General features: G+C 71.8%; 17 protein-coding genes and 1 pseudogene. 7 read left to right on the forward strand and 11 right to left on the reverse strand.

Annotated elements, in window-relative coordinates; genetic code table 11:
- Positions 1–447: 447 nt before the first annotated feature.
- The 3 genes from ACFWGP_RS12095 to ACFWGP_RS12105 form a co-directional block, all read right to left on the reverse strand.
- A complete protein-coding gene (locus tag ACFWGP_RS12095; protein WP_376931028.1) occupies positions 448–1,263 on the reverse strand; it encodes a CPBP family intramembrane glutamic endopeptidase in 816 nt (271 codons plus the stop codon).
- A gap of 140 nt (positions 1,264–1,403) precedes the next feature.
- The gene (locus ACFWGP_RS12100; RefSeq protein ID WP_376931029.1) at positions 1,404–2,792 is read right to left on the reverse strand and encodes an NAD(P)-binding protein; all 1,389 of its coding nucleotides are present in this window, start codon (positions 2,790–2,792) and stop codon (positions 1,404–1,406) included.
- A 13-nt stretch (positions 2,793–2,805) separates the two neighbouring features.
- The gene (locus ACFWGP_RS12105; RefSeq protein WP_231431906.1) at positions 2,806–3,201 is read right to left on the reverse strand and encodes a DUF4440 domain-containing protein; all 396 of its coding nucleotides are present in this window, start codon (positions 3,199–3,201) and stop codon (positions 2,806–2,808) included.
- 186 nt (positions 3,202–3,387) lie between these two features.
- Between ACFWGP_RS12105 and ACFWGP_RS12110 the strand changes: the two genes are divergently transcribed.
- Positions 3,388–7,905 (forward strand): beta strand repeat-containing protein, encoded by a 4,518-nt coding sequence (locus ACFWGP_RS12110; RefSeq protein ID WP_376931030.1) that lies wholly within the window; start codon positions 3,388–3,390, stop codon positions 7,903–7,905.
- Between the two features lie 204 nt (positions 7,906–8,109).
- Here ACFWGP_RS12110 and ACFWGP_RS12115 read toward each other — a convergent pair whose 3' ends face one another.
- Complete coding sequence (locus ACFWGP_RS12115) at positions 8,110–8,964, reverse strand: class I SAM-dependent methyltransferase (protein WP_376931031.1); 855 nt, start codon at positions 8,962–8,964, stop codon at positions 8,110–8,112.
- A 143-nt stretch (positions 8,965–9,107) separates the two neighbouring features.
- Between ACFWGP_RS12115 and fosX the strand changes: the two genes are divergently transcribed.
- Positions 9,108–9,536 carry a FosX/FosE/FosI family fosfomycin resistance hydrolase gene (fosX, locus tag ACFWGP_RS12120; protein WP_376931032.1) on the forward strand — a complete coding sequence of 143 codons (429 nt, stop codon included), beginning with the start codon at positions 9,108–9,110 and terminating at the stop codon, positions 9,534–9,536.
- Positions 9,537–9,661: 125 nt separating this feature from the next.
- Here the strand turns inward: fosX and ACFWGP_RS12125 are convergent, their stop codons facing one another.
- Together ACFWGP_RS12125 and ACFWGP_RS12130 are read right to left on the reverse strand one after the other, a co-directional pair.
- Positions 9,662–10,228: a hypothetical protein gene (locus tag ACFWGP_RS12125; protein WP_376931033.1), complete on the reverse strand. Its 567-nt coding sequence runs from the start codon at positions 10,226–10,228 to the stop codon at positions 9,662–9,664.
- A gap of 71 nt (positions 10,229–10,299) precedes the next feature.
- On the reverse strand, positions 10,300–10,953 hold the full coding sequence (locus ACFWGP_RS12130; protein WP_275506387.1) for an FMN-dependent NADH-azoreductase: 654 nt from the start codon (positions 10,951–10,953) through the stop codon (positions 10,300–10,302).
- A 96-nt stretch (positions 10,954–11,049) separates the two neighbouring features.
- Between ACFWGP_RS12130 and ACFWGP_RS12135 the strand changes: the two genes are divergently transcribed.
- Both ACFWGP_RS12135 and ACFWGP_RS12140 read left to right on the forward strand, forming a co-directional pair.
- On the forward strand, positions 11,050–11,508 hold the full coding sequence (locus tag ACFWGP_RS12135; protein WP_231431901.1) for a MarR family winged helix-turn-helix transcriptional regulator: 459 nt from the start codon (positions 11,050–11,052) through the stop codon (positions 11,506–11,508).
- A 10-nt stretch (positions 11,509–11,518) separates the two neighbouring features.
- Positions 11,519–12,916: a hypothetical protein gene (locus ACFWGP_RS12140; protein WP_376931034.1), complete on the forward strand. Its 1,398-nt coding sequence runs from the start codon at positions 11,519–11,521 to the stop codon at positions 12,914–12,916.
- Between the two features lie 24 nt (positions 12,917–12,940).
- Here the strand turns inward: ACFWGP_RS12140 and ACFWGP_RS12145 are convergent, their stop codons facing one another.
- The gene (locus ACFWGP_RS12145) at positions 12,941–14,269 is read right to left on the reverse strand and encodes an MFS transporter (RefSeq protein WP_231431899.1); all 1,329 of its coding nucleotides are present in this window, start codon (positions 14,267–14,269) and stop codon (positions 12,941–12,943) included.
- Between the two features lie 63 nt (positions 14,270–14,332).
- On the opposite strand from ACFWGP_RS12145, the gene ACFWGP_RS12150 reads away from it, so the two are divergent.
- Positions 14,333–14,956, forward strand: coding sequence for a CGNR zinc finger domain-containing protein (locus ACFWGP_RS12150; RefSeq protein ID WP_376931035.1), 624 nt, complete (start codon positions 14,333–14,335; stop codon positions 14,954–14,956).
- A 16-nt stretch (positions 14,957–14,972) separates the two neighbouring features.
- Here the strand turns inward: ACFWGP_RS12150 and ACFWGP_RS12155 are convergent, their stop codons facing one another.
- Complete coding sequence (locus ACFWGP_RS12155; RefSeq protein ID WP_376931036.1) at positions 14,973–15,362, reverse strand: DUF4406 domain-containing protein; 390 nt, start codon at positions 15,360–15,362, stop codon at positions 14,973–14,975.
- 47 nt (positions 15,363–15,409) lie between these two features.
- Between ACFWGP_RS12155 and ACFWGP_RS12160 the strand changes: the two genes are divergently transcribed.
- Positions 15,410–16,177, forward strand: coding sequence for a DeoR/GlpR family DNA-binding transcription regulator (locus ACFWGP_RS12160; RefSeq protein ID WP_376931037.1), 768 nt, complete (start codon positions 15,410–15,412; stop codon positions 16,175–16,177).
- A gap of 120 nt (positions 16,178–16,297) precedes the next feature.
- Here the strand turns inward: ACFWGP_RS12160 and ACFWGP_RS12165 are convergent.
- Positions 16,298–17,011: pseudogene (locus ACFWGP_RS12165) on the reverse strand (DUF2306 domain-containing protein); the annotation flags it as partial.
- A gap of 192 nt (positions 17,012–17,203) precedes the next feature.
- Here ACFWGP_RS12165 and ACFWGP_RS12170 point away from each other — a divergent pair.
- Entirely contained in the window at positions 17,204–17,833 is a 630-nt protein-coding gene (locus ACFWGP_RS12170; protein WP_376931038.1) for a glyoxalase, read from the forward strand.
- Here ACFWGP_RS12170 and ACFWGP_RS12175 read toward each other — a convergent pair.
- Both ACFWGP_RS12175 and ACFWGP_RS12180 read right to left on the reverse strand, forming a co-directional pair.
- The gene (locus ACFWGP_RS12175) at positions 17,823–19,154 is read right to left on the reverse strand and encodes a 6-phospho-beta-glucosidase (protein ID WP_376931039.1); all 1,332 of its coding nucleotides are present in this window, start codon (positions 19,152–19,154) and stop codon (positions 17,823–17,825) included. The genes ACFWGP_RS12170 and ACFWGP_RS12175 overlap by 11 nt on opposite strands.
- Positions 19,151–19,900, reverse strand: coding sequence for a DeoR/GlpR family DNA-binding transcription regulator (locus tag ACFWGP_RS12180; RefSeq protein ID WP_231431893.1), 750 nt, complete (start codon positions 19,898–19,900; stop codon positions 19,151–19,153). The genes ACFWGP_RS12175 and ACFWGP_RS12180 overlap by 4 nt, the downstream gene beginning before the upstream one ends.
- Positions 19,901–19,920: the final 20 nt, after the last annotated feature.

Consider the following 19,920-nt stretch of genomic DNA (forward strand, 5'->3'; position numbering starts at 1 on the left):
CCGGGTGTTCGCCGCGTCAGCGGCAGCGTGCGCCTCCGTGACGGAGCCGGACTCCGAGGTCGTCGAGGAGCCGGCTCCTCCACCGATGCCGTTGACGGTACAGACGACGCCGGCGTGCAGAGAGCGAGCGGCTTGCCTCACTTGTCGAAGGAGTTGACGTTCACGTAGGCGGGCGTCGCGTTGACCTGGAAGCTTGCCGTGGTCTTGCGCGGAGCGCGATCGCCGTTCGCAGTTGCCGCCGGGTCCCCTCCCCGACGGCGCGAACGTCGGAGTCGCGAATCGATCAGCGGCCGTGCCGTCAGTGCGGGGACTGGTGTTCTTCGGCCGGAAACAGCGCGGTGCCCGGGCTGCACCCGAGCTCGCCGGGCTGGAGCAGGATCGCCGTAGGGCCCGCGTTCGCGGTGACGGCGCCCAAGCCTCAGGCGCGCGGGGCCAGGCGCTCCTCGTTCAGACGGCCGCGCTCGCCGCAGTCGACGTCGGAGCGGAGGCGGCATCCGGCCGCTCGTTCGAGCCGCGGATGACGAACACGACGCAACCAAGGCCCAGCAGGCCGGCCACGAGGTACAGCACCGTTGCGATCGAGGCGACGTCGCCCGCATGTCCGACGCCGGTCGCGAAGACCGAGAAGTCCCACAGGCTGTGCAGCAGCATCGCCCAGACGAGCGACCCGGTCGTGCGGCGCAGGATGTAGAACACGGTGCCGCCGAGGAACGCCGCACCGACCTGGGGCAGTGTGGCCTCGACCGACGCGCCGAGCAGCACGTTGACGAAGTGCATGAGCGCGAAGAGCGCGGTGGTGATGAACCAGACCCAGCCCTCGCCGAGCCGGCCCCGCAGGGCGGTGAGCAGCAGGCCGCGGTTCACGAGCTCCTCCGTGAAGCCCACGAGCAGCAGCGCGAGCGACGCCCCGAAGAACGCAAAGGAGTATGCGCTCCAATCGGTGCCCGCGAGGTTCATCACCGCCGCGACCGCCGCCAGGATCGGCACGAAGATCGGCCAGCGGTGCCGGCTCGGCGCACGGTCGAACATCGCGGGACGCCACCAGCCGAGCAGGGTCGTCGTGATCGCGAGGAGCGCCGTCGCGATGATCAGCGAGATGCCGCCGCCGAAGAAGAGGTTGCCAGCGCTGTCGCCCCAGGTGTCGTACCGGATGCCGCTCGCGGACTGGATCGCGAAGATGATCGCGACGTAGGCGAGCCAGATCGCCAGGCCGATCCAGATGCGAGGGCGGACCTTCAACTGGTCTGCGGCGTTCGCGGTCATGGGCTTCCTCTCGAGGGGTCGAGGCGACGGGGCGTCGAGTCGACCGTATCGCGCGTGCCGTTTCAGGACGCTCGGCGTGCGGGTGCAGCGGCCGCCGCACGAACAATCACGGCCGACGGGCCGGGCGGCGCGCGACGAACTCACTCAGGCGAGTGCTCGCTCAACTCCGCGAGGCGGGCCGCCCCCGGCCCCGAGTGGGTCTTCACGCGATCGATGATGTCGTCGAGCACGGCCGAGCGCGGGGCATCCCGTGGGATGCGCGCCGGATTGATCGCGACCGTCGACGCCCAGGAGGAGATGTCGCGTTCAGCCCCGAACGATCCCGCGTTGCGGGCGCCCACGGCCGTCATCCGCGCCCACGACGCCATCGAGTCGGGGTAGGGCGACGGCGGGCAGAGCCGGTTCTTCTCGTCGTCGTCGGAACGCGTGGCCTCGACGTAGCCGGCGATCGCCGCACCGAAGCAGGGGAACCCCGCCCGGATCGGCTGGAGCGTCATCGCGCCGGGCGACCAGACCGGCACGAGCGGGCGGTAGACGAGGCCCTCGCCGGCGCAGTGCACCACGAGCGCGTCGGAAGGGATCGTGATCGAGCCGTCGTCGAAGTGGATGCTTCCGCGTTCCGCGCGCCGGAGGTGCCCGAGGCGCACGACGTGCTCGATCGTGCGCAGCAGCTCGAGCTCCCACAGCGCGAGCGTGGGAGCCTTCGCCATCGTGGGCGTCACCGAACGGTCGACCCGCAGCATGATGCCCGCGTCCTCCATCCGCAGGAACAGGTCGTCGAGCGAGCTCGCCGCCTCGGCGGCCTCCATCATGTCGGCGACGAAACCGAGGAACACCTCGGGCACGGGCTGCACGACGGCGCGGTTCAGCATCCACGGGTCGCGGGGTCGCACCCACGTGATCGCGTCGGGGGCGACGCCGCGCCCCAGCAGCCAGACGCACGCATCGGTCGCGGTCTTGCCCGACCCCACGATCACGTAGCGGCTCGGCGGCTCGTCGAGGTGCGCGAGTTCGTTGACCGGCACGACCCGCGCGCCGTCGCCGACCTCGAAGGGCGGCGGCACCTCGGCCGGCACCCGCGGAGCGAGGTAATGCGCGTCGACGACGCGGCAGCGATCGGGCACCGCGAAACGCTCGCCCGAGACCCGCGAGACGAACGTATGGTCGCCGAGGTGCTCGCAGCCGGCGAAGAACTCGACCCGGCCCGACTCGAGCAGGCGCTCGGCGAGGATCCGCTCGTAGTACGCGCAGATCTCCGACTTCGTCGCCCGCTCCTGCAGCCCCGCCTCGGGCCCGCGGTGCTGCACGCGACCGCCGCCGAGCAGCGTCGACGCGACGCCGTAGAGCGCCGAGGCCTGGTGCAGGCGCACGAAGGGATAGGCCTCGAGCCAGTGCCCGCCGACGCTGTGACGTCGGTCGACGAGCGCCACCCGCGCGTCGGGCGCGTGGTCGACGAGGGCGTCGACGAAGGCCATCCCCATGGCGCCGGCGCCGACCACGAGGTAGTCGGCCTCAACCGGGGTGGACATGCGACCCTCCCGGCTACCCGACCTTGTCGGCGTGCCGGTGCACGACCCGCCAGCCGTCGTCGCCCCGCCGGTAGACCTGGGTGGCGCGCAGCGTGAAGGTGCGCGGCTGGCCGTCGACCGACCCCGCGACGCGTTCGTAGCCCACGGTGTACGCCATCTCGCCGCCGACGTCGAACGAGACGAGGTCGAACGCGTAGTCGGTGCAGTCCGAGAAGCTCGTCGCGAGCTCTTCGAACGCCTCGATCAGCTCGGCGCGATTCGTCGCGTTGCGCCAGGCGCCGAGCACGCTCACGGGTTCATCCTCGGCCCAGATCGCGCGCCGGGGCCCGTCGTCGCCGTTGAACATCGCCCGCTCGGCCCGCACGAAGTCCTCGTGCAGCCAAATCAAGAAATCCTCACGATCGCTCATGGTCTCAGGATCCTCCGGTCTGCGGCCCGGCACAACGAGCAGCGCGCCCGCGTGTCGGTGGTCAGCCGCGACCCCCGTTCTCGGGGCTAGCGGATCGTGCCCCACGGGGGCGAGTATCGGCCCTAGTTCCGCATCGAGCCCGACGATCGCGGATGGACGGCGCTGGCGCCGCCTCGAGGAGGACCCATGTCCCACGCGTCCCGCCCGCGCACCGTCGAGGTGCTCACCCTCGAGGCGCGGCGGCCGGCGCGACTCGCCCTCGTGCTGTTCACCGTGCTTGCGATGGTCTTCGTGCTCGCTGCGCCGTCGGTCGCCTACGCCGCCGACGATGCGACGCAGCTGCGCTACGCGTGCGCCCAGAAGTCGAACGGGCTGCTGCGCGCGGCCTCGGGCGCCGGCGACTGCCGCCCCAAGCAGGAGACGGTCGTCACGATCTGGCCCGGGCCGACCGCGCTCTGCGTCCAGCCCGACGGCTCGGTGCGCCGCTTCACCTCCGCGAAGTCGTGTACCGGCACGAAGCCGGCCGGCACCAAGCTCGTCGTGCCGACCACGACGGGCGAGCCGATCTCCTTCTGCGCGCCGAGCTCGGGCGTGCTGCGCCGGGTGGATGCCTCGACCGCCTGCCTCGCCGGGGAGCAGCGCTGGATCATCAGCAACCACGACCCGAGCGCCCTCACCCTCTCGAACGACGACGTGCTCGAGAACGAGCCGGCGGGCACCGTCGTCGGCACGCTCGCCCTCGTCGACGGCGACCCCGCCGCGACGGCCGCGTTCGCGCTCGTGAGCGGCACGGGTGACGACGACAACGCGAGCTTCACGATCACCGGCTCGACGCTGAAGACCGCCTCGAGCTTCGACTACGAGGCGAAGCAGAGCTACTCGATCCGGGTGCGCGGCACCGACGGCTACGGCGGCAGCCTCGAGCAGGTGTTCACGATCCACGTCGGCGACGTCGACGAAGACATACCGCCGACGGCGGTCGCCGACACCGCGACCGTCGACGAGGACAGCGGCGCCTCGGCCATCGACGTGCTCGCCAACGACAGCAACACCGACGGCGGGCCCATCGCGATCGACCAGGTGACCCAGCCCGACCACGGCACCGTCGAGGTCGCCGACGGCGAGGCGTCGCTCACCTACGAACCGAATCCCGCGTTCTGCAACGACCCGCCCGGCACCACGACCGACGACTTCACCTACACGCTCGCGCCCGGCGGGTCGACCACGACGGTCGGTGTGACCGTCACGTGCGTCGATGACCTGCCCGACGCCGTCGACGACGCGGCGACGGTCGACGAGGATGCCTCCGCCACGGCGATCGACGTGCTCTCGAACGACCCCGACGCCGACGGCGGTCCCCGCAGCATCACGAGCGTCGTGCAGCCCGACCACGGCACGGTCGTCATCACGGGCGCCGGCACCGCGCTGACCTACCAGCCCGACCCCGACTACTGCACCGCTCCAGGCGGCGACCCCGACGTGTTCAGCTACACGCTCACCCCGGGCGACGCGAACGCGCAGGTCTCGGTCACGGTGACCTGCATCGCCGACGCGCCGCATGCCGACGACGAGACCTTCGACGGTTCGAGCGCAGCGGTCGGCAACACCCTCCTCGTCATCGACGACCCGACCGACGGTGCGATCGACCCCGCCCGCCCGCACCTCGTCGTCATCGGCGATCTGCTCGACGGCGACACCGACGCCGACCCCGGCACCGAGCTCGCGATCGTGGCCGGCGTCACCGTGACCGAGCAGGGCGGGCTCGTCGCCCTCGAGGCCGACGGCGACGTCGCCTACCTTCCGCCCGACGGCTGCACCGCCACCACCGACGGGTTCGACTACACCGTCACCGACGGCGCGCTCACCGACACCGGGCACGTGACCATCGCCATCAGCGACTGCGTCTGGTACGTCGACAACGCCGCCGACGGCAACAGCGGCCATGTGAGCCGGCCCTTCGACACGATCGCGCAGGCTGCGGCGGCGAGCAGCGCGGGCGACGACATCTTCGTGTTCGACGGCGACGGCACCACGACCGGGTACTCGACGGCGATCGCGCTCGACGACGACCAGCAGCTCATCGGCGAGGCATCCGACCTCGTCGTCGGCGGCCGCACCCTGCACACCGGCGACCCGGCGAAGCGGCCGACGATCACCATGGCCTCGGGGATGTACGTCGTCGGACTCGGCATCGGCAACCGCATCGCCGGGATCGAGGTGCACCCCACGACTGCGGGCGGCGGCATCGGCGTCGTCGACATCGCAGGCGACCCGGGCGGTGACGCGACCATCGACGACGTGCGCATCGTCGACACCGTCGAAGGGGGTATCGCACTCGCGCTGCAGGGCGTGACCGGCACGAACCTGATCGGCGACCTCGAAGTCGACGTCGTCGGCTTCGGCGTGTTCGTCGACTCCACCCCGAAGGTCGTGTTCGACCCGGCATCGACTGTCAAGATCCGCACCACGGGGACCGGGTGGACCTTCCTCGCGCGACTCTGCAATCTCGAAGGAAGCCAGATCGACCAGGTCGTCACCGCCGGTGTGCCCAACGGCGGCGGCGTCAACCTGCAGCAGACGACCGGCGCCCTCACGTTCGGCGACCTCGACATCCGCACGAACGGCACGGGCCAAGCGGCATTCAGCCTCAGCCTGACCGGCCCGGTGACCGTGCCCGCGAGCGCGACCGCGAAGATCGTCGCGACCAACAGTCCGGCCGTCCACGTCGGCGCTTCGTCGGGCTCGAACCTCTCGTTCGACGAGGTGACCGCGACGAAGAGCGGCCCGTACGGCATCAACATCGACCAGATCGGCGCTGGCACGTTCTCGGCGGCGACCGGTGAGCTCTCCGCGGGGCCCTCCGGGCTCACGCCGTTCAGAGTGCGAGGCGGCGACGGCGACATCTCGTACGGCGGCTCGATCACCGACGGAGCGGCGGCCACGAGCGTCGACGTCCAGAACCGCACCGGCGGCACCGTCACGCTCTCGGGGTCGATCACCGACGGCAGCGACGCAGGCGGCGGCATCATCGTCGCGAACAACACCGGCGGCGCCACCGTGCTCTCAGGGGCGTCGAAGCACCTCGAGACCGGGGCCGTCGATGGAGTCGAGTTCGGATCCTCCAGCGGGCACAGCCTCTCGATCACGGGCGGCGGCCTCGACGTCACCACGACGAGCGGTCGAGCGCTGGACGTGTACACGTCGGGCACCATCGTCGTCACCGGCACGGGCAACAAGCTCGCGAGCACGACCGGCACTGCGCTCTCGATCGCGCTGACCGGCATCGGGGCCGACGACGTCACGTTCGAGCGCATCTCGTCGAACGGGGCGACCTCGGGCATCGTGCTCGCCGCCACGGGCACGGCGGGCGGCCTGCACGTCACCGGCGGCGGCAGCACGATTCAGGGTGGGGATGCCTCGGGCGGCACGATTGCGGCCGCCACGGGCCACGGCATCTCGCTGCAGAACACGGTCGATGCCTCGCTCCGCAACATGCGCATCGAGAACAGCGCCGGCGACGGCGTCTGGGGCGCCAGCGTGGACGGGTTCTCGTTCACGAACGGCACCGTCACCGGCGCAGGCGACGGCGACGGCGAAGACGGCATCGCGTTCGACGGGGCGAACCTGGTGAACCTCTCGGGCGCGGTCGACATCTCGAACAACGTGCTCACCTCGAACGAGGCATCCGGCATCTCGATCGCCAACCGCGGGGGCACCATCTCCGGGGCGACGATCAGCGGCAACCGCATCGCGGACTCCGGCGACGAACTCACGCCGGGCTCGGCCGTGTTCGTGTCGGCGACCGGCAGTTCCGTCGGTGCGGCGACGATCACGAAGGCGACGATCTCGGGCAACGTGATCACCGACTTCCGCGACGGATACGGTGTTCGCGTGGTCGGTGGAAACCAGAACGGCCCGACGGAAGCGGTGCTCGGCACGCCGGGCAACTCGACGAACGTCATCGCGATCACCGGCAACCGAATGGACGGGGGTGCCGGCGGGCTCGAGCACCAGCCCGATCGATTCGTCGACGTCCAGCTGTTCGGTGCCGGTGACGGCAACCTCGACGTCTCGGAGAACGGCACGATCGCGGAGCCGATCCGTCACCTCGACTGCGACGGGATCGGCCTGCGGGCGGGCGGGCCCATGAACGTCACCGCCGAATTCGATGCCAACGTCATCGCAGCGGGCAACACGGGCGGGTGCGCCGGCATCAGTGCGACGGCGTTGTCGTTCGAGAACGTCGGCGCGACGCTCGCGGCGCGCATGACGAACAACAACGTCGGCGCGACCAGCGGACCAGGTGTGCGAGTCGACGCGTATGGCGTCTCAGCAGTCACCGCCCAGATCCTCAACAACACCGTGCAGGCCCCGACCGGGGGCGCGTCCGGTGGAATCCGGACCGAGTCGGGCGCGACGGCGTCGGACGACGCCCGACTCTGCGTGAAGATCTCGGGCAACACCACCAAGGGCGGCACCAGCACAGGGGGCGTGGTCGCTCCCGGCATCCACCTCGCCAAGAACTCGACGAGCCCCACGACGAACGATTTCGGCATCGACGGGCTGCCGGCCGGAGTGACCGGGACACCCGGGGTCGAGAACTACGTCAACGGACTGAACGCGAGCGCGTCGGGCAACATCGGCGTCAACGGAACACTGCTCGCACCGGCGACGACCGGTTTCACGAGCTGCACCGCGCAATGATGAGCTTCGGCCTCGGGTGGCCGGACGAGGCCGGCGCCCGACGAGCCGAGACGGGAGCAACCCCGTGAGCCGGTTGGGAACACGGCTCACGGGGGCGGACGTGCTCGTCGCTGCGCTGGTCGAGTGACGCCGACGCGGAGCGACTCCGCTGGTTGAGGAGCGCCGACGCGGAGCGGCGAAGCGTCTCGAAACCGGACGAGCGGGTCAGCGACGGGTCGCCGTGACGACCAGGTACTCCCAGCGCATCGTGCCGTCGCCGTCGCTCTTCAACTGCGTGTCGCCGAGCGCCGCGAGCGCGTCGTCGAGCGCCTGCACCGCGTCGGCGTCGTCGGCGATGCGGCGGTAGACCGCGATCGTCGGGCCGTAGTTGGCCTTGAAGTAGTCGCGGAACTCGGCGCCCGTGGCGAAGCGGTCGATCGCGACCGAGTCGCGCTGCACCTCGACGCCGTCGACCGCGTCGCCGAGCAGTTCGCGCACGTGCGACTCGTCGCCCCAGAGCGGGGCGGGCTGCGCGCCCGGGGGCAGTGGCGCCGCGAACGGCTTCATCGCCCGGAACATGCGGCCGATGAACCCCTCGGGCGTCCAGCTGAGCACGCCGACGCGGCCGCCGGGGCGCACGACGCGCAGCAGTTCGCCCGCCGCCGCCTCGTGGTGGGGCGCGAACATGATGCCGATGGCCGAGATCGCCGCGTCGAAGGCGGCGTCGTCGAACGGCAGCCGTTCGGCGTCGGCCTCGACCCATTCGAGCTCGACGCCGGCGTCGGCCGCGTTGCGGCGGCCCGCCTCGAAGAGTTCGGGCACGAGGTCGCTCGCGACGACGACGGCGCCCTGTTCGGCGGCCCGGATGGCGGCGCTTCCGGTTCCCGCCGCGATGTCGAGCACGCGGTCGCCCGCGTTCACGCCCGTCGCGTCGACGAGCTTCGCGCCGAGCGGCCAGACGAGGTCGGCGGCGACCGCCGGGTAGTCGCCCGACGCCCACATGCTGCGGTGCCGGGACTTGAGTTCGCGGTCGGCATCACTGCCGACGCCGGCGGAGGTGGTCGGGTTCGATTCGGTCATTGGGGGCTCCTTCGGTCGGGTGATGACAACAGGAGCGAGTGTCGGCGCGGTGCGACGTCGCCGCATCCGTGCGCGCACGGAGATCGGGCTCGGGGCGGCAGGTTGCCTCGAAGGGCGCGGTGCGCCTCGCGTAGCCTGACCCGGTGACCAGCAGCGGACTCAGCCATGTGACGTTCATCGTGCGCGACCTCGACCGCATGGAGCGCATCCTCACCGAGGTGCTCGGCGCGGTGCGCGTCTACGACAGCGGCCGCGACACCTTCTCGCTGTCGGAGGAGCGGTTCTTCCTCGTCGGCGAGGGCGACGCCGCGACCTGGGTGGCGACGATGCTCGGTGACGGCGGGCTGCCGCGCAGTTACAACCACGTCGCGTTCCAGGTCGAGCGCGCCGACCTGCCCGCGCTTCGCAAGACGGTCACGGGGCTCGGCCTCGACGTGCGCCCGCCGCGGTCGCGCGTCGACGGCGAGGGCGAGTCGGTCTACTTCTACGACGACGACGGGCACCTCTTCGAGCTGCACGCGGGCTCGCTGCGCGAGCGCCTCGCGGTGTACGCGCCGCCTGCCGCCGAATGACCGAGGCGCGAAGCGACGAACGCGTGTCGGAAACTCGCGTGGGTCTCCGATCCAGCAACGTCGGTTGCGCCTCGCGATGAGGCGCAACCGACCGTGCCGTGAAGCGCGACCGGTACCGGCGTCGGTCAGTCGGCGGCGACACCGGCGCCACGAGGGGCGCCGTCCGCCGAAGGCGCCGAACGGCCGAGCGCGAGCGAGCGCAGGCGAGCCGCGTACAGCGCGATCGCGAGCGTCGTGACGGCGTAGAGCACGACGGCCTGCAGTGCGTAGGCCGGGTAGTCGATGATCCACAGCGGGGCGGTCGGATCGGTCGCGGCCGCCGGGTTGTCGTGCACGTACGGCACCGCCTCGCCGACGAGGTAGCCGGCCGCCTGGCCCGCGCCGTAGACGAGCACGAGCAGTCCGAACGCGAGCCACGCCTGCCCGGTGCGGCGACGCCAGACCTCGCGGGCGGATCGCAGCGCGGTGCGCGGCTCCCATGTGCCGGCCATCGGTGCGGCGATCGCGTTCAACACGGGCGCGAACACGATCGCGGCGGCGAGCAGGGCGACGAGCAGCAGCATCCCCACCATCAGCAGCGACTCGCTGCCCGCGCGACTGCGCATGAGCTGGGGGAGGAGCATGAGGGCGAAGAGCGGCAGGCAGCCGACGGCGACCGCCGCCCACCCGCGCAGGAACGTGACGAGAGACATGCCTCGAGCCAAGCGGACCCGCGCGGGCGGGCGGTATCGGGTGAACCCCCGAATGCCTCGCGCGTGGCGCGTCAGGCCGCCGCGGCCCGGGCGTCGCGCCCGAACTCGGCACCCAGCCGCCGCGCTTCGGCGTGCGCGGCGAGGCGACCCGGCTCGGCGTCGGCGATCGCGAGGTTCGGACGGAACTCGATCGAGTCGATCTCGCTCACGCCCGCCCAGCGCAGCCAGCCGTCGAAGAACGGCTGCTGGAAGTCGGCGCCGAACGACGGCGGACGGCCCTCGCCGTAGACCGCGCTCGAGTAGACGACTGCGGCGCGCTTGCCCTCGAGCAGGCCCGAGTACCCCGTCTCGCCGTCGAAGCCGAACACCCAGCCCGGCTGGCTCACGACGTCGATGAACTGCTTCGCGATGTACGGCACGCCCGAGTTCCACATCGGCAGGCTGAACAGGTAGAGGTCGGCGGCGGCGAAGCGCTCGAATGCGAGGCGCGCGCGGTGCCAGGCGATCTCCTCGGCGCCCTCGGGCTCGTCGCCCGCGAACACCCGCATCTTGGCGCCGGCCCCGTCGGGGCCGAAGGCGGGCAGCGATCCGTCCCAGAGGTCCCAGTGCGAGACGGATGCCTCGGGCGAGGCCTCCGCGAACGACTCGACGAAGCTCCGGGCGATGGCGAGCGAGTGCGAGGCCTCACCGCGAGGCGAAGCGGAGATGTGCAGGAGCGTGGTCATGGCTCGATCCTTTCAAGTGTGTGCAAGCGCACATAAATCGACGGGAGCGAGTCTGGCATATGTGTGCGCACGCACGCAAGTGGTAGGGTTCGGGACATGAGCAAGCCGAGTGATGCCGAACGCGCCTGGGAGTCCCTGCTGCGCCTGCACGCCGCCGTGCTGCCCCGGCTCGAGCGGGCGGTCGCGACCGAGGGCGGCCTGCCGCTCAGCTGGTACGACGTGCTGCTCGAACTGCACGACGAGGGCGGGCCGCTCACGATGGGCCAGCTGGGCGAGCGGGTCGTGCTGAGCCGCACCCGCGTGAGCCGGCTCGTCGACGACCTCGTCGACGCGGGGCTCGTCGCCCGCGAGGCGAACCCCGACGACCGGCGCTCCGCCTACGCGGTGCTCACCGCCGCGGGGCGTCGGCGCTTCCTCGACGGGGCGAAGGCCTACCTGCCGGCGATCGACCGCGAGTTCGCGCCCGCCGGCGCCGACGGCGTGCACGCGCTCGCCGAGGCGCTCGAAGCGGCGCTCGCCGCCATCGACCCGAGCGCGCCGATCCGCAGCCGATAGCCTGACGGGCATGACCGCAAGGGACCGCACCGTGCGACGCCGCGCCCAGCGCGCCCGCGCCGGGCGCGAACTGCGCGACCTCAGGTTCGTCGAGGTGCCCGAGACGCGCGCGTCGGCCTTCGCCCGCACCGCGGTCGGCCTCGTGAACGCCTTCGCGGTCGGTGCCGGTGCGACGTGGCTGCTGCTGCTCGTCGCCGCGATCGTCGGCGACGAAGCGCTGGGCGACCTGTCGCGCGCCCTCGAGTTCGACGAGTTCCTCCGCGCGACGGTGCTGCCGCTCTTCGGACTCGCCGCGGTGCTGGCGCTCGCGATCCCGCTGCTCGGAGCCCTCGATGCCGCGACGGCGCTGCGGCTGCTCGAACGCCACGTGACCGCGAATCCCGGTCAGGTGCCGTCGGCGGCGCATCGCGGCCGACTCGCGATCCTCCCGGCCCGGCACCTCCGCCGTGCGGTGCTGGCCGTCGCGGTGATCGCCATGGCCGTCGGCGGATTCTGCCTGCTGTTCGCGCTCGTCGACGACGAGGGACGAACCCCCGTCGTGTGGACGGTCGTCGGCGTCAGCGCGGCACTGGTGGTCGCATGGCTCGTGGTGCGGTCGCTGCTGCTCGGCGTCGAGGAGGGGCAGGAGGCCCGCCGTGCCGAGCTCGAGGTGGGCTGGGCGCGCTCGGTCGTCGCCGCCGACCTCGCCGAGGAGCGTCGGCGCGAGGCATCCCCGGTCGCAGACCCGCCCGCGCTGCTGCGCCCCGGGTTCTTCGAACGCGTCGACCGCTTGCTCGTCATCGCCGTGTGCGCGCTCTTCGCCGTCGGGGCGATCTGGTTCGTCTCCGTCTGGCTGCGGCAGCCGTGCAAGCGCTGCGACGAACGCTACTTCGACGAACCGGTCGAGCGGTTCATCGACGGGCTGAGCCTCTGGGGCGGCGTCGCGATCGCCGGTGTGCTCGTGATCACGGCCGCCCTCGGCATCGCCCGGCTCGCGATGATGCGCCGCGTCGAACTGGCCGCGGTGCGCTGGGTCGCCGACGGCGGCCTGAGGCGTGCCCCCGAGGAGGTGGCCGACGCGCTCCTGCTCGATCCGCGCGCCGGGCGCTGGGCGTCGTCGGCGATCGTCGCCGCGATCATGCCGCTCGCGCTCTTCGTGATCGCGGGGCTCGCCGGAACGGACCTCGGGACCGCCCGCCCCGGCGTCGCGCTCGCGGTCGCGTTCGCCGTGGTCGTGGCCGCGCCGGTGCTTGCGACGTCGGTCGGCATGGCCGACCTGCGTGCCGCAGCCCGCGAGCGGAACCTGCTGCGCGCCGCGCTCTCGCCGGGCGACCCCGATCAGTCGTCGCTCGCGGCCCGCCGGCTCGCCGAACAGCGTCGGCGCTCGAAGCGCGATCGACGCGCGCAGCGGCGCGCCCCGGCCGGTTGAGCAGGGCCGGCGCCCGCCCGCTCCTCACCCGGCGGCGAGGGCGGATGCCTCCTGCTCGCGGCGCTCGGCGATCGCGAGGTCGGTCGGGTCGCCGACGCGCGGCAGCGGTCCGAGCGCGACCCAGATCACGGCCGAGAAGGTGAGCAGCACGCCGATCAGGATGCCGAGCTGCGTGCCGACGAGCTCACCGACGATGCCGCCCGCGGCGGCGCCGAACGCGATCGTGCCGTACGAGACCCAGCGCATGCTCGCGTTCACCCGGCCGAGCAGGTGGTCGGGGGTGCGCAGCTGGCGGATGGTGATGAGGATGACGCTCGAGAGCGTCGCGCCGGCGTCGCCCACCGCGAACACGAGGCCGAGCACGATCACGAGCGTCGGCGCTCCCCACGAGGCATCCGCGACCGGAAGCAGGAGCAGCACGAAGCACTCGGCGACCGCGGTCCACAGGATGGGGCGGCCCGCCCCGAACCGTCGCACGAGCGGCCCCGCGAGCAATGACCCGGCCAGTGCGCCGGTCGCGCCGATCGCGAGGATGAGGCCGACCTGGAAGGCATCGAGGCCGAGCTGCTCGACGGCGTGCAGCAGGAACAGCACCATGACCCACTGGATGAACGGGTTGTAGAGCGCCGAGAAGCCGAGGTTGGCGACGAGGTACTTGTCGCGACGCACGTACGACATGCCCTCGCGCAGCTCGGTGGCGAACCCGGCGCGGCTGGTCGACGGCGACTCGGGCGCGCGGATGCCGGTGACCGAGACCGCCGAGACGACGTAGCCGACCGCCGTGACGAGCAGGGCGAGCGGGGCGGAGATGAGCTGCACGAGCATGCCGCCGAGGCCCGGCCCGCCCACCTGCACGGCGGCCGCGGTCGCCGCGAGGCGGGAGTTCGCGCGCTCGAGCCCCGACGGCGGCACGACGCTCGGCACGATCGACTGGTACGACACCTCGAACAGCACGGTGAAGCAGCCGATCGCCGCGGCGAGCAGCAGCAGCGCGGGCGTCGTCAGCACGCCGGCGACGGCCAAGGCGATGATCGCGACGGTCAGGGCCGCACGGCCCCAGTCGGAGATGACGATCATCGGGCGCCGCCGGTGCCGGTCGACGAGCACGCCGAGGGGGAGTGCGAGCAGCAGGAACGGCAGCCAGCGTGCGACGCCGAGCAGGCCGAGCTCGAGCGCGGACGCGTTCAGCATGAGCACGGCGAGCAGCGGCAGCGCGAGCTCGGCGACCTGCGCGGCGGCGACGCCGGCGCCCTGCGCGACCCAGAGACGCGAGAAGTCGGCGGACAGCGGTGCGCGGCGCTGGATGTCGCGGACCGCAGCTCCGCGGCTGCTAACGGATGATCGTGCAAGCATGCATTACACACTGGCAGAAATGATCGAATGCGTAAAGCCCGAAGTGTGCATTAGAATCAATGCATGGCGAATCCGGTCACGTACCGCCGGCGCGACACCCCCTTCGCGCAGATCGGCGGCGCCGTCGGGCTCGACCTCATGAACACGATGTCCGAGCGGCTCGCCCTCGACCGCATCGTCGACTACCTGGTCGACTACGACGAGGTCGTGCGGTTCGCCGTCGAGTCGGGGCTCGTCGACGCCGCGCAGGAGACGGTGCTGCACGGGCTCTCGGTTCAGCACCCGGACGAGGCCGCCGCCGAGTGGGAGCGGGTGCGCGAACTGCGCGAGGCGCTCTACGCGGCCTGCTATGAGGGCGGGCCGACCGACCTGGTCGCGCGCGAGCACGCCGAGGCCGCTGCGGCCGGCATGCTCGCGCGCGGGGGCGACGGATGGGGGTGGAGCTTCGACGTCGACCTGGCGCTCCCGCGCCGACGCCTCGCGCTCGCCGCGGTCGAGCTGCTGCTGCGCGACGACCTCGATCGGCTGGCGCAGTGCGCCGACGCCGAGTGCGGCTGGGTGTTCCTCGACACCTCGCCGCGCCACAACCGGCGCTGGTGCGTCGCCTCCGACTGCGGCAACCGCAACCGGGTGCGCGAGTTCTACGCGCGCCGGCAGGCGGCGGGCGCCGGCGCCTCCGCCGGGTAGCGCGCCGGCCGGCGCGTCATGCGGTCGGCGCCGCGGCCGGGATCGCGGCCGGCACCTCGTCGAGCGAGAAGTAGACGGGGATGCCGCGATCCCGTGCGATCGCGACGTCCTGGTCGGCCCCGCGCGACGCTCCGGGCAGGCGCAGCACCGCATCGCAGTGCTGGAGGAGCCGCTCGGCGGTCGGGTACATGACCTCGGCCGCCAGTGGATCGAACGGGCCGCTCGCTCCTGCGCTCGCGAGCACGGGGAGTGCCACCCACTCGCCGATCATCGGTACGTGTCCGGCCTGGAAGATCGGCCAGGCTGCCTCTTCGAGCCGCCGCAGGTTCTTCGCCATCAGTTCGGGATCACCGCCGGTGCCCGAGGCGTAGGGTCCGGCGATCAGAATCAACATAGGCTTGGTCATATCGGGCACAATACAGCAGAAACGTGCAAAAACAGGAAGGAACCCGAATGCTCGCCGCTGCGCGCAAAGACCTGCTCCTGGAGCGCCTTCGACGCGACGGACGCATCGTCGCCAAGGAGGTGGCGGTCGAGCTCGGGCTGTCGGAGGACAGCATCCGCCGCGACCTGCGCGAACTCGACGCCGCGGGCCTGGCCGTGCGCGTGTACGGCGGTGCGCTGCCCGCATCCCCGGCCGTCGCCGACTACACCAGCCGCGAATCGGTGGCGCCCGAGAGCAAGCGGCGCGTCGCCGCGACCGCCGCTGCGATGATCGAGCCCGGCGCCACCGTGATCCTCGACGGCGGCACCACGACGCTCGCGATGGTCGATGCCCTGCCGAAGACGCTCGAGTGCACGATCATCACGCACAGCCCGACCATCGCGGCCAGCCTGCTCGACCACGCGGCCGACGTGTTCCTGATCGGCGGTCGCCTGTTCAAGCACTCGGCCGTCGCCTGCGGCGCAGCCGCGGTCGAGGCTGCCGGCACGATCAGCGCCGACCTCTTCTTCCTCGGCGTGACCGGAGTGCATCCGACCGCCGGCCTGACGACCGGCGACCCCGACGAAGCGGCCATGAAGCGCGCCCTCGCCTCACGCGCCGCCGAGACCTACGTGCTCGCGAGCGCCGAGAAGATCGGCACCGCCTCCCGTTACGCGGTCGTGCCGCTCGACGCCGTCGCCGGCATCATCACCGACGGCGAGCCGGGCAGCCGGACGCTGAGCGGACTCGCCGCGGCGGGAGTTCCGATCGTCTCGGCCGACGCGCACGCGCGCTGACCGCCTCGTCGGTCGTCGGTCGCCGGGCGTCGGCCGTGGCCGGGACGACGACGGCTGACGGATGCCGCGCTCGGGCTGCCGCCAGAGCGCAGGCAGTCCGCGGCGGGCGATGAGCCACTCGGCGACGATGAGGTTCGGCACCCAGCAGAGGAACGGGACGGCGGCGTACGCGTTCGCGAAGACGGCGTCGAAATCGGTACCGTCGGCGATGAACGGCAGCTGCACGAGCAGCAGCAGCGGCAGCCAGATGCGCAGCGTCACGGCCGCGTAGGTGAGGGCGAAGTTGCGCATCATCCAGGCGCGGTGGGTGTCGACGTCGTGGCGTCGGATCGCGCGGTAGGCGAGCCATCCCGTCACGAGCCAGAGCACCCCGAGCCCGCCGAAGCCGAAGAGACCGACGAGTCCGGCATCGTTGACGGGTGCGATGACGAGCGCCGCGATGCCGCCGACGCCGATCGCAGCGAGATACACCCGGCCCGTCCAGCGGTGCACGCGCGGGCGCCGCTCGCGCAGGCCGCGCCAGAACTGCAGCGGTCCCAGGACGAGCGCGATGCCGCCGGCCACGATGTGCGCGTAGAACGCGATCCGGATCGGCAGCGGCTGCTCGGCGTAGTTGCCCGCCAGCCCGCCCGACGGCGACTCGGCGAGCTCGCGCAGCGGCGCGGTGAGATACGGCACGACCGCGAACGCGGCGATGCCGAACGACGAGAGCAGCACCCACGTCCAGGCGATGCGGGTGCCGGTGGGGCGCGGTGCCGGGGAGGCCTCGGAGGTGTCGCCCGGTGTGCTCGGGCGGTCGGGAGCGGCGGTCTTCTGGGTGGTGTCGGTGGTCACAGCGGCAAGCTACGACCGCGCCGATCGTGCCGACAGGGGGCGAACCCCCGATTCGCGGAGGCGGTTCTCGCCCGTTCGGCCGTCGGTGGCGCGGGGTGTGGTCGTGTGGCCGTGCCGGGTGTGTTCGTGTGGTCATGTGGTGCGGGTACGCCGGGGTTGACGCCGGACGCGCGCCCGTGAAACATCGGCGGCATGAACACCGACCAGCAACAGCTCACGTCGATCGACTCGGTGACGCTCGAGGTCGACGACCCCGAGGCATCCGCGCGGTTCTACGACGGCGCCTTCGGGCTCGGCGAACGGTTGCGTCTCGGGCCGTCGGATGCCTCGACGAGCGGCTTCCGCGGGTTCACGATGTCGCTCATCGTGGGCCAACCGACCGACGTCGTGCACCTGTTCGACGCGGCCGTCGCCGCAGGCGCGACCGTGCTGAAGCCCGCGGAGAAGTCGCTGTGGGGGTTCGGCGGCGTCGTGCAGGCGCCCGACGGCACGATCTGGCAGATGGCGTGCGAAGCCAAGAAGGACACCGGGCCGGCGACGCACCGCATCGAGAACGTCGTGCTGCTCATCGGCGCCGACGACGTGTCGGCGAGCAAGCGCTTCTACTCCGAGCGCGGGCTCTCGGTCGCGAAGAGCATCGGCGGCTACGTCGACTTCGCGATGCCGGGCAGTCCGATCGGGTTCGGCCTCTACAAGCGACGCGCACTCGCGAAGACCGTCGGCGTCTCTGCCGACGGCGCCGGCTCGCACCGCGTCGAGATCAACGGGAATGCCGCGGCGTTCGTCGACCCCGACGGATTCGCCTGGGCGCCTACGCCGTGAGCAGCTCGCCGATCTCGGGGAACGCCTGGCCGTAGCGGTCGACGAGCGATCGGGCGACGCCGACCGAGTCGACGAGCGGGTGCGCGGCGAAGCCGCGCCAGGCGAGCTCGCGCGAGCGCTCGTGCACGGCGCCGATGATGAGGCGCTCGGCCGACTTCACCTGCGTGATGAGGCCGAGCATCTCGCCCGCCACCGGCGCGATCGACCACGGGTGCACGCCGTCGGCGTCGACGACGCAGCCGACCTCGACGACGGCGTCGTCGGGCAGCTGCGGAACCAGCGTGTTGTTGCGCACGTTGAGGATCATCGTCGCCGAGCGCCCGCTCGCGAGCGCCGCCATGAGGTCGAGCGCCACCTGGTGGTACCCGCCGCCGTCGACGTCCGACTCGTGGCGCTCCTCGTCGTCGTCTCGGCTCTCGGCCATGTAGCTCGACTCGCGCTCGTGCCGCGCACGCATCCACGTCTCGAGCGGGTCGTCGCCGGGGGCGCTGTAGAACGCCGACTGCTGGCGGTCGATGAACTCGCCGCGGGTCGCCGCCGCCGAACGGATGCGTGCCGTCGCCTCGCGCGTGAAGTAGTAGTAGTACAGGTACTCGTTCGGCAGGGCGCCGATCGCCCGCACCCAGTCGAAGCCCATGAGCCGCGCCTCTTCGATGCGTTCGAGCGAGGCGTCCGACTCGAGCAGCCGTGGCAGCAGTTCGTCTCCGCCGACCGTGATCGATCGCAACCACCCCAGGTGGTTGAGTCCGACGTAGTCGAACGCGATGGCGTCGGCCGAGCTGCCCGTCGCAGCGGCGGCGCGGCGCATGAGGCCGATCGGGGTGTCGCAGATGCCGACGACCCGGTCGCCGAGCACGCGCTGCATCGCTTCGGTGACGATGCCCGCGGGGTTCGTGAAGTTGATGACCCAGGCGTCGGGGGCGACCCTGCGGATCGTCTCGGCGAGGCGGGTCATGAACGGCACCGTGCGCAGTGCGTAGGCGAGGCCGCCCGGGCCGACGGTCTCCTGGCCGAGCACGCCGAGGTCGAGGGCGGTGCGCTCGTCGAGGATGCGGCCCTGCGTGCCGCCGATGCGCACGGCGCTGAAGACGAAGTCGGCGCCGCGCAGCGCCTCCTCCAGGTCGGTCGTCGTCGTGATCGCCGGCACGTGCCGGCGCTCCTGCGCGAGGCGCGACACGATCGCCCCGATCGTCTCGAGTCGCGACGCCGACACGTCGTAGAGCGCGAGCTCGTCGATGCGCACGGGTGCGTCGTCGGCCGCGACCGCCTCGAAGACCTGCGGCACGCGGAACCCGCCGCCGCCGATGATGGTGAGCTTCACGCGACCATCACCTCGACTCCCGCCTCGCGGAGCAGATCGAGGGTGGAGGCATCCGCATCGTCGTTCGTCACGACCGCCGAGATCTGGTCGGGGCCGCAGACGCTCAGCACGCCGACGCCGGGGAACTTCGAGCCGTCGGCGAGCACGACCGTGCGCTGGGATGACTCGATCATCGCCCGTTTGATCGGCACCTCCATGCCGGTGGTGTCGGAGATGGTGCCGTCGGCGCGGATGCCGCTCGTGCCGAGGAAGCACGTCGTCGCGCGGATCTGGGCGAGGGCCTGCTCGGTGAGCGTGCCGATCATCGAGTTGTAGTTCTTGCGCACGGCACCGCCGAGCACGATGAGCTCCACCACGTCGTCGTCGCGGAGCTCGTCGATGACCGCGAGGCTCGCGGTGATGACCGTGATGCGCCGGCCGCGCAGCTGCGCCGCGAGCAGGGCCGTCGTCGTGCCGATGTCGATGATGACGACGTCGCCCTCGGCGACCAGCTCGGCCGCACGCTCGGCGACCCGCGACTTCTCGGGCGCGTGCTGGCGCTCGACGTCGGTGAACGGGATCTGGTCGGGCTCGATGCTGCCCCCGCCGCGCACGCGACGCAGCAGGCCCTCGGCGCTCAGCGCGTTGAGGTCGCGACGGATCGTCGAGAGCGAGACGCCGAACTGCTCGGCGAGCTCTTCGACCGTGACCTCACCGTCGGTGCGCAGGGAGTTCAGGATGTGCGCCTGTCGCGTTGCTGTGAGCATGAGCATGATGCTAGCAGTCA

It is taken from the genome of Agromyces sp. NPDC127015 (assembly GCF_042725165.1).
Classification (GTDB): Bacteria; Actinomycetota; Actinomycetes; order Actinomycetales; family Microbacteriaceae; genus Agromyces; species Agromyces chromiiresistens.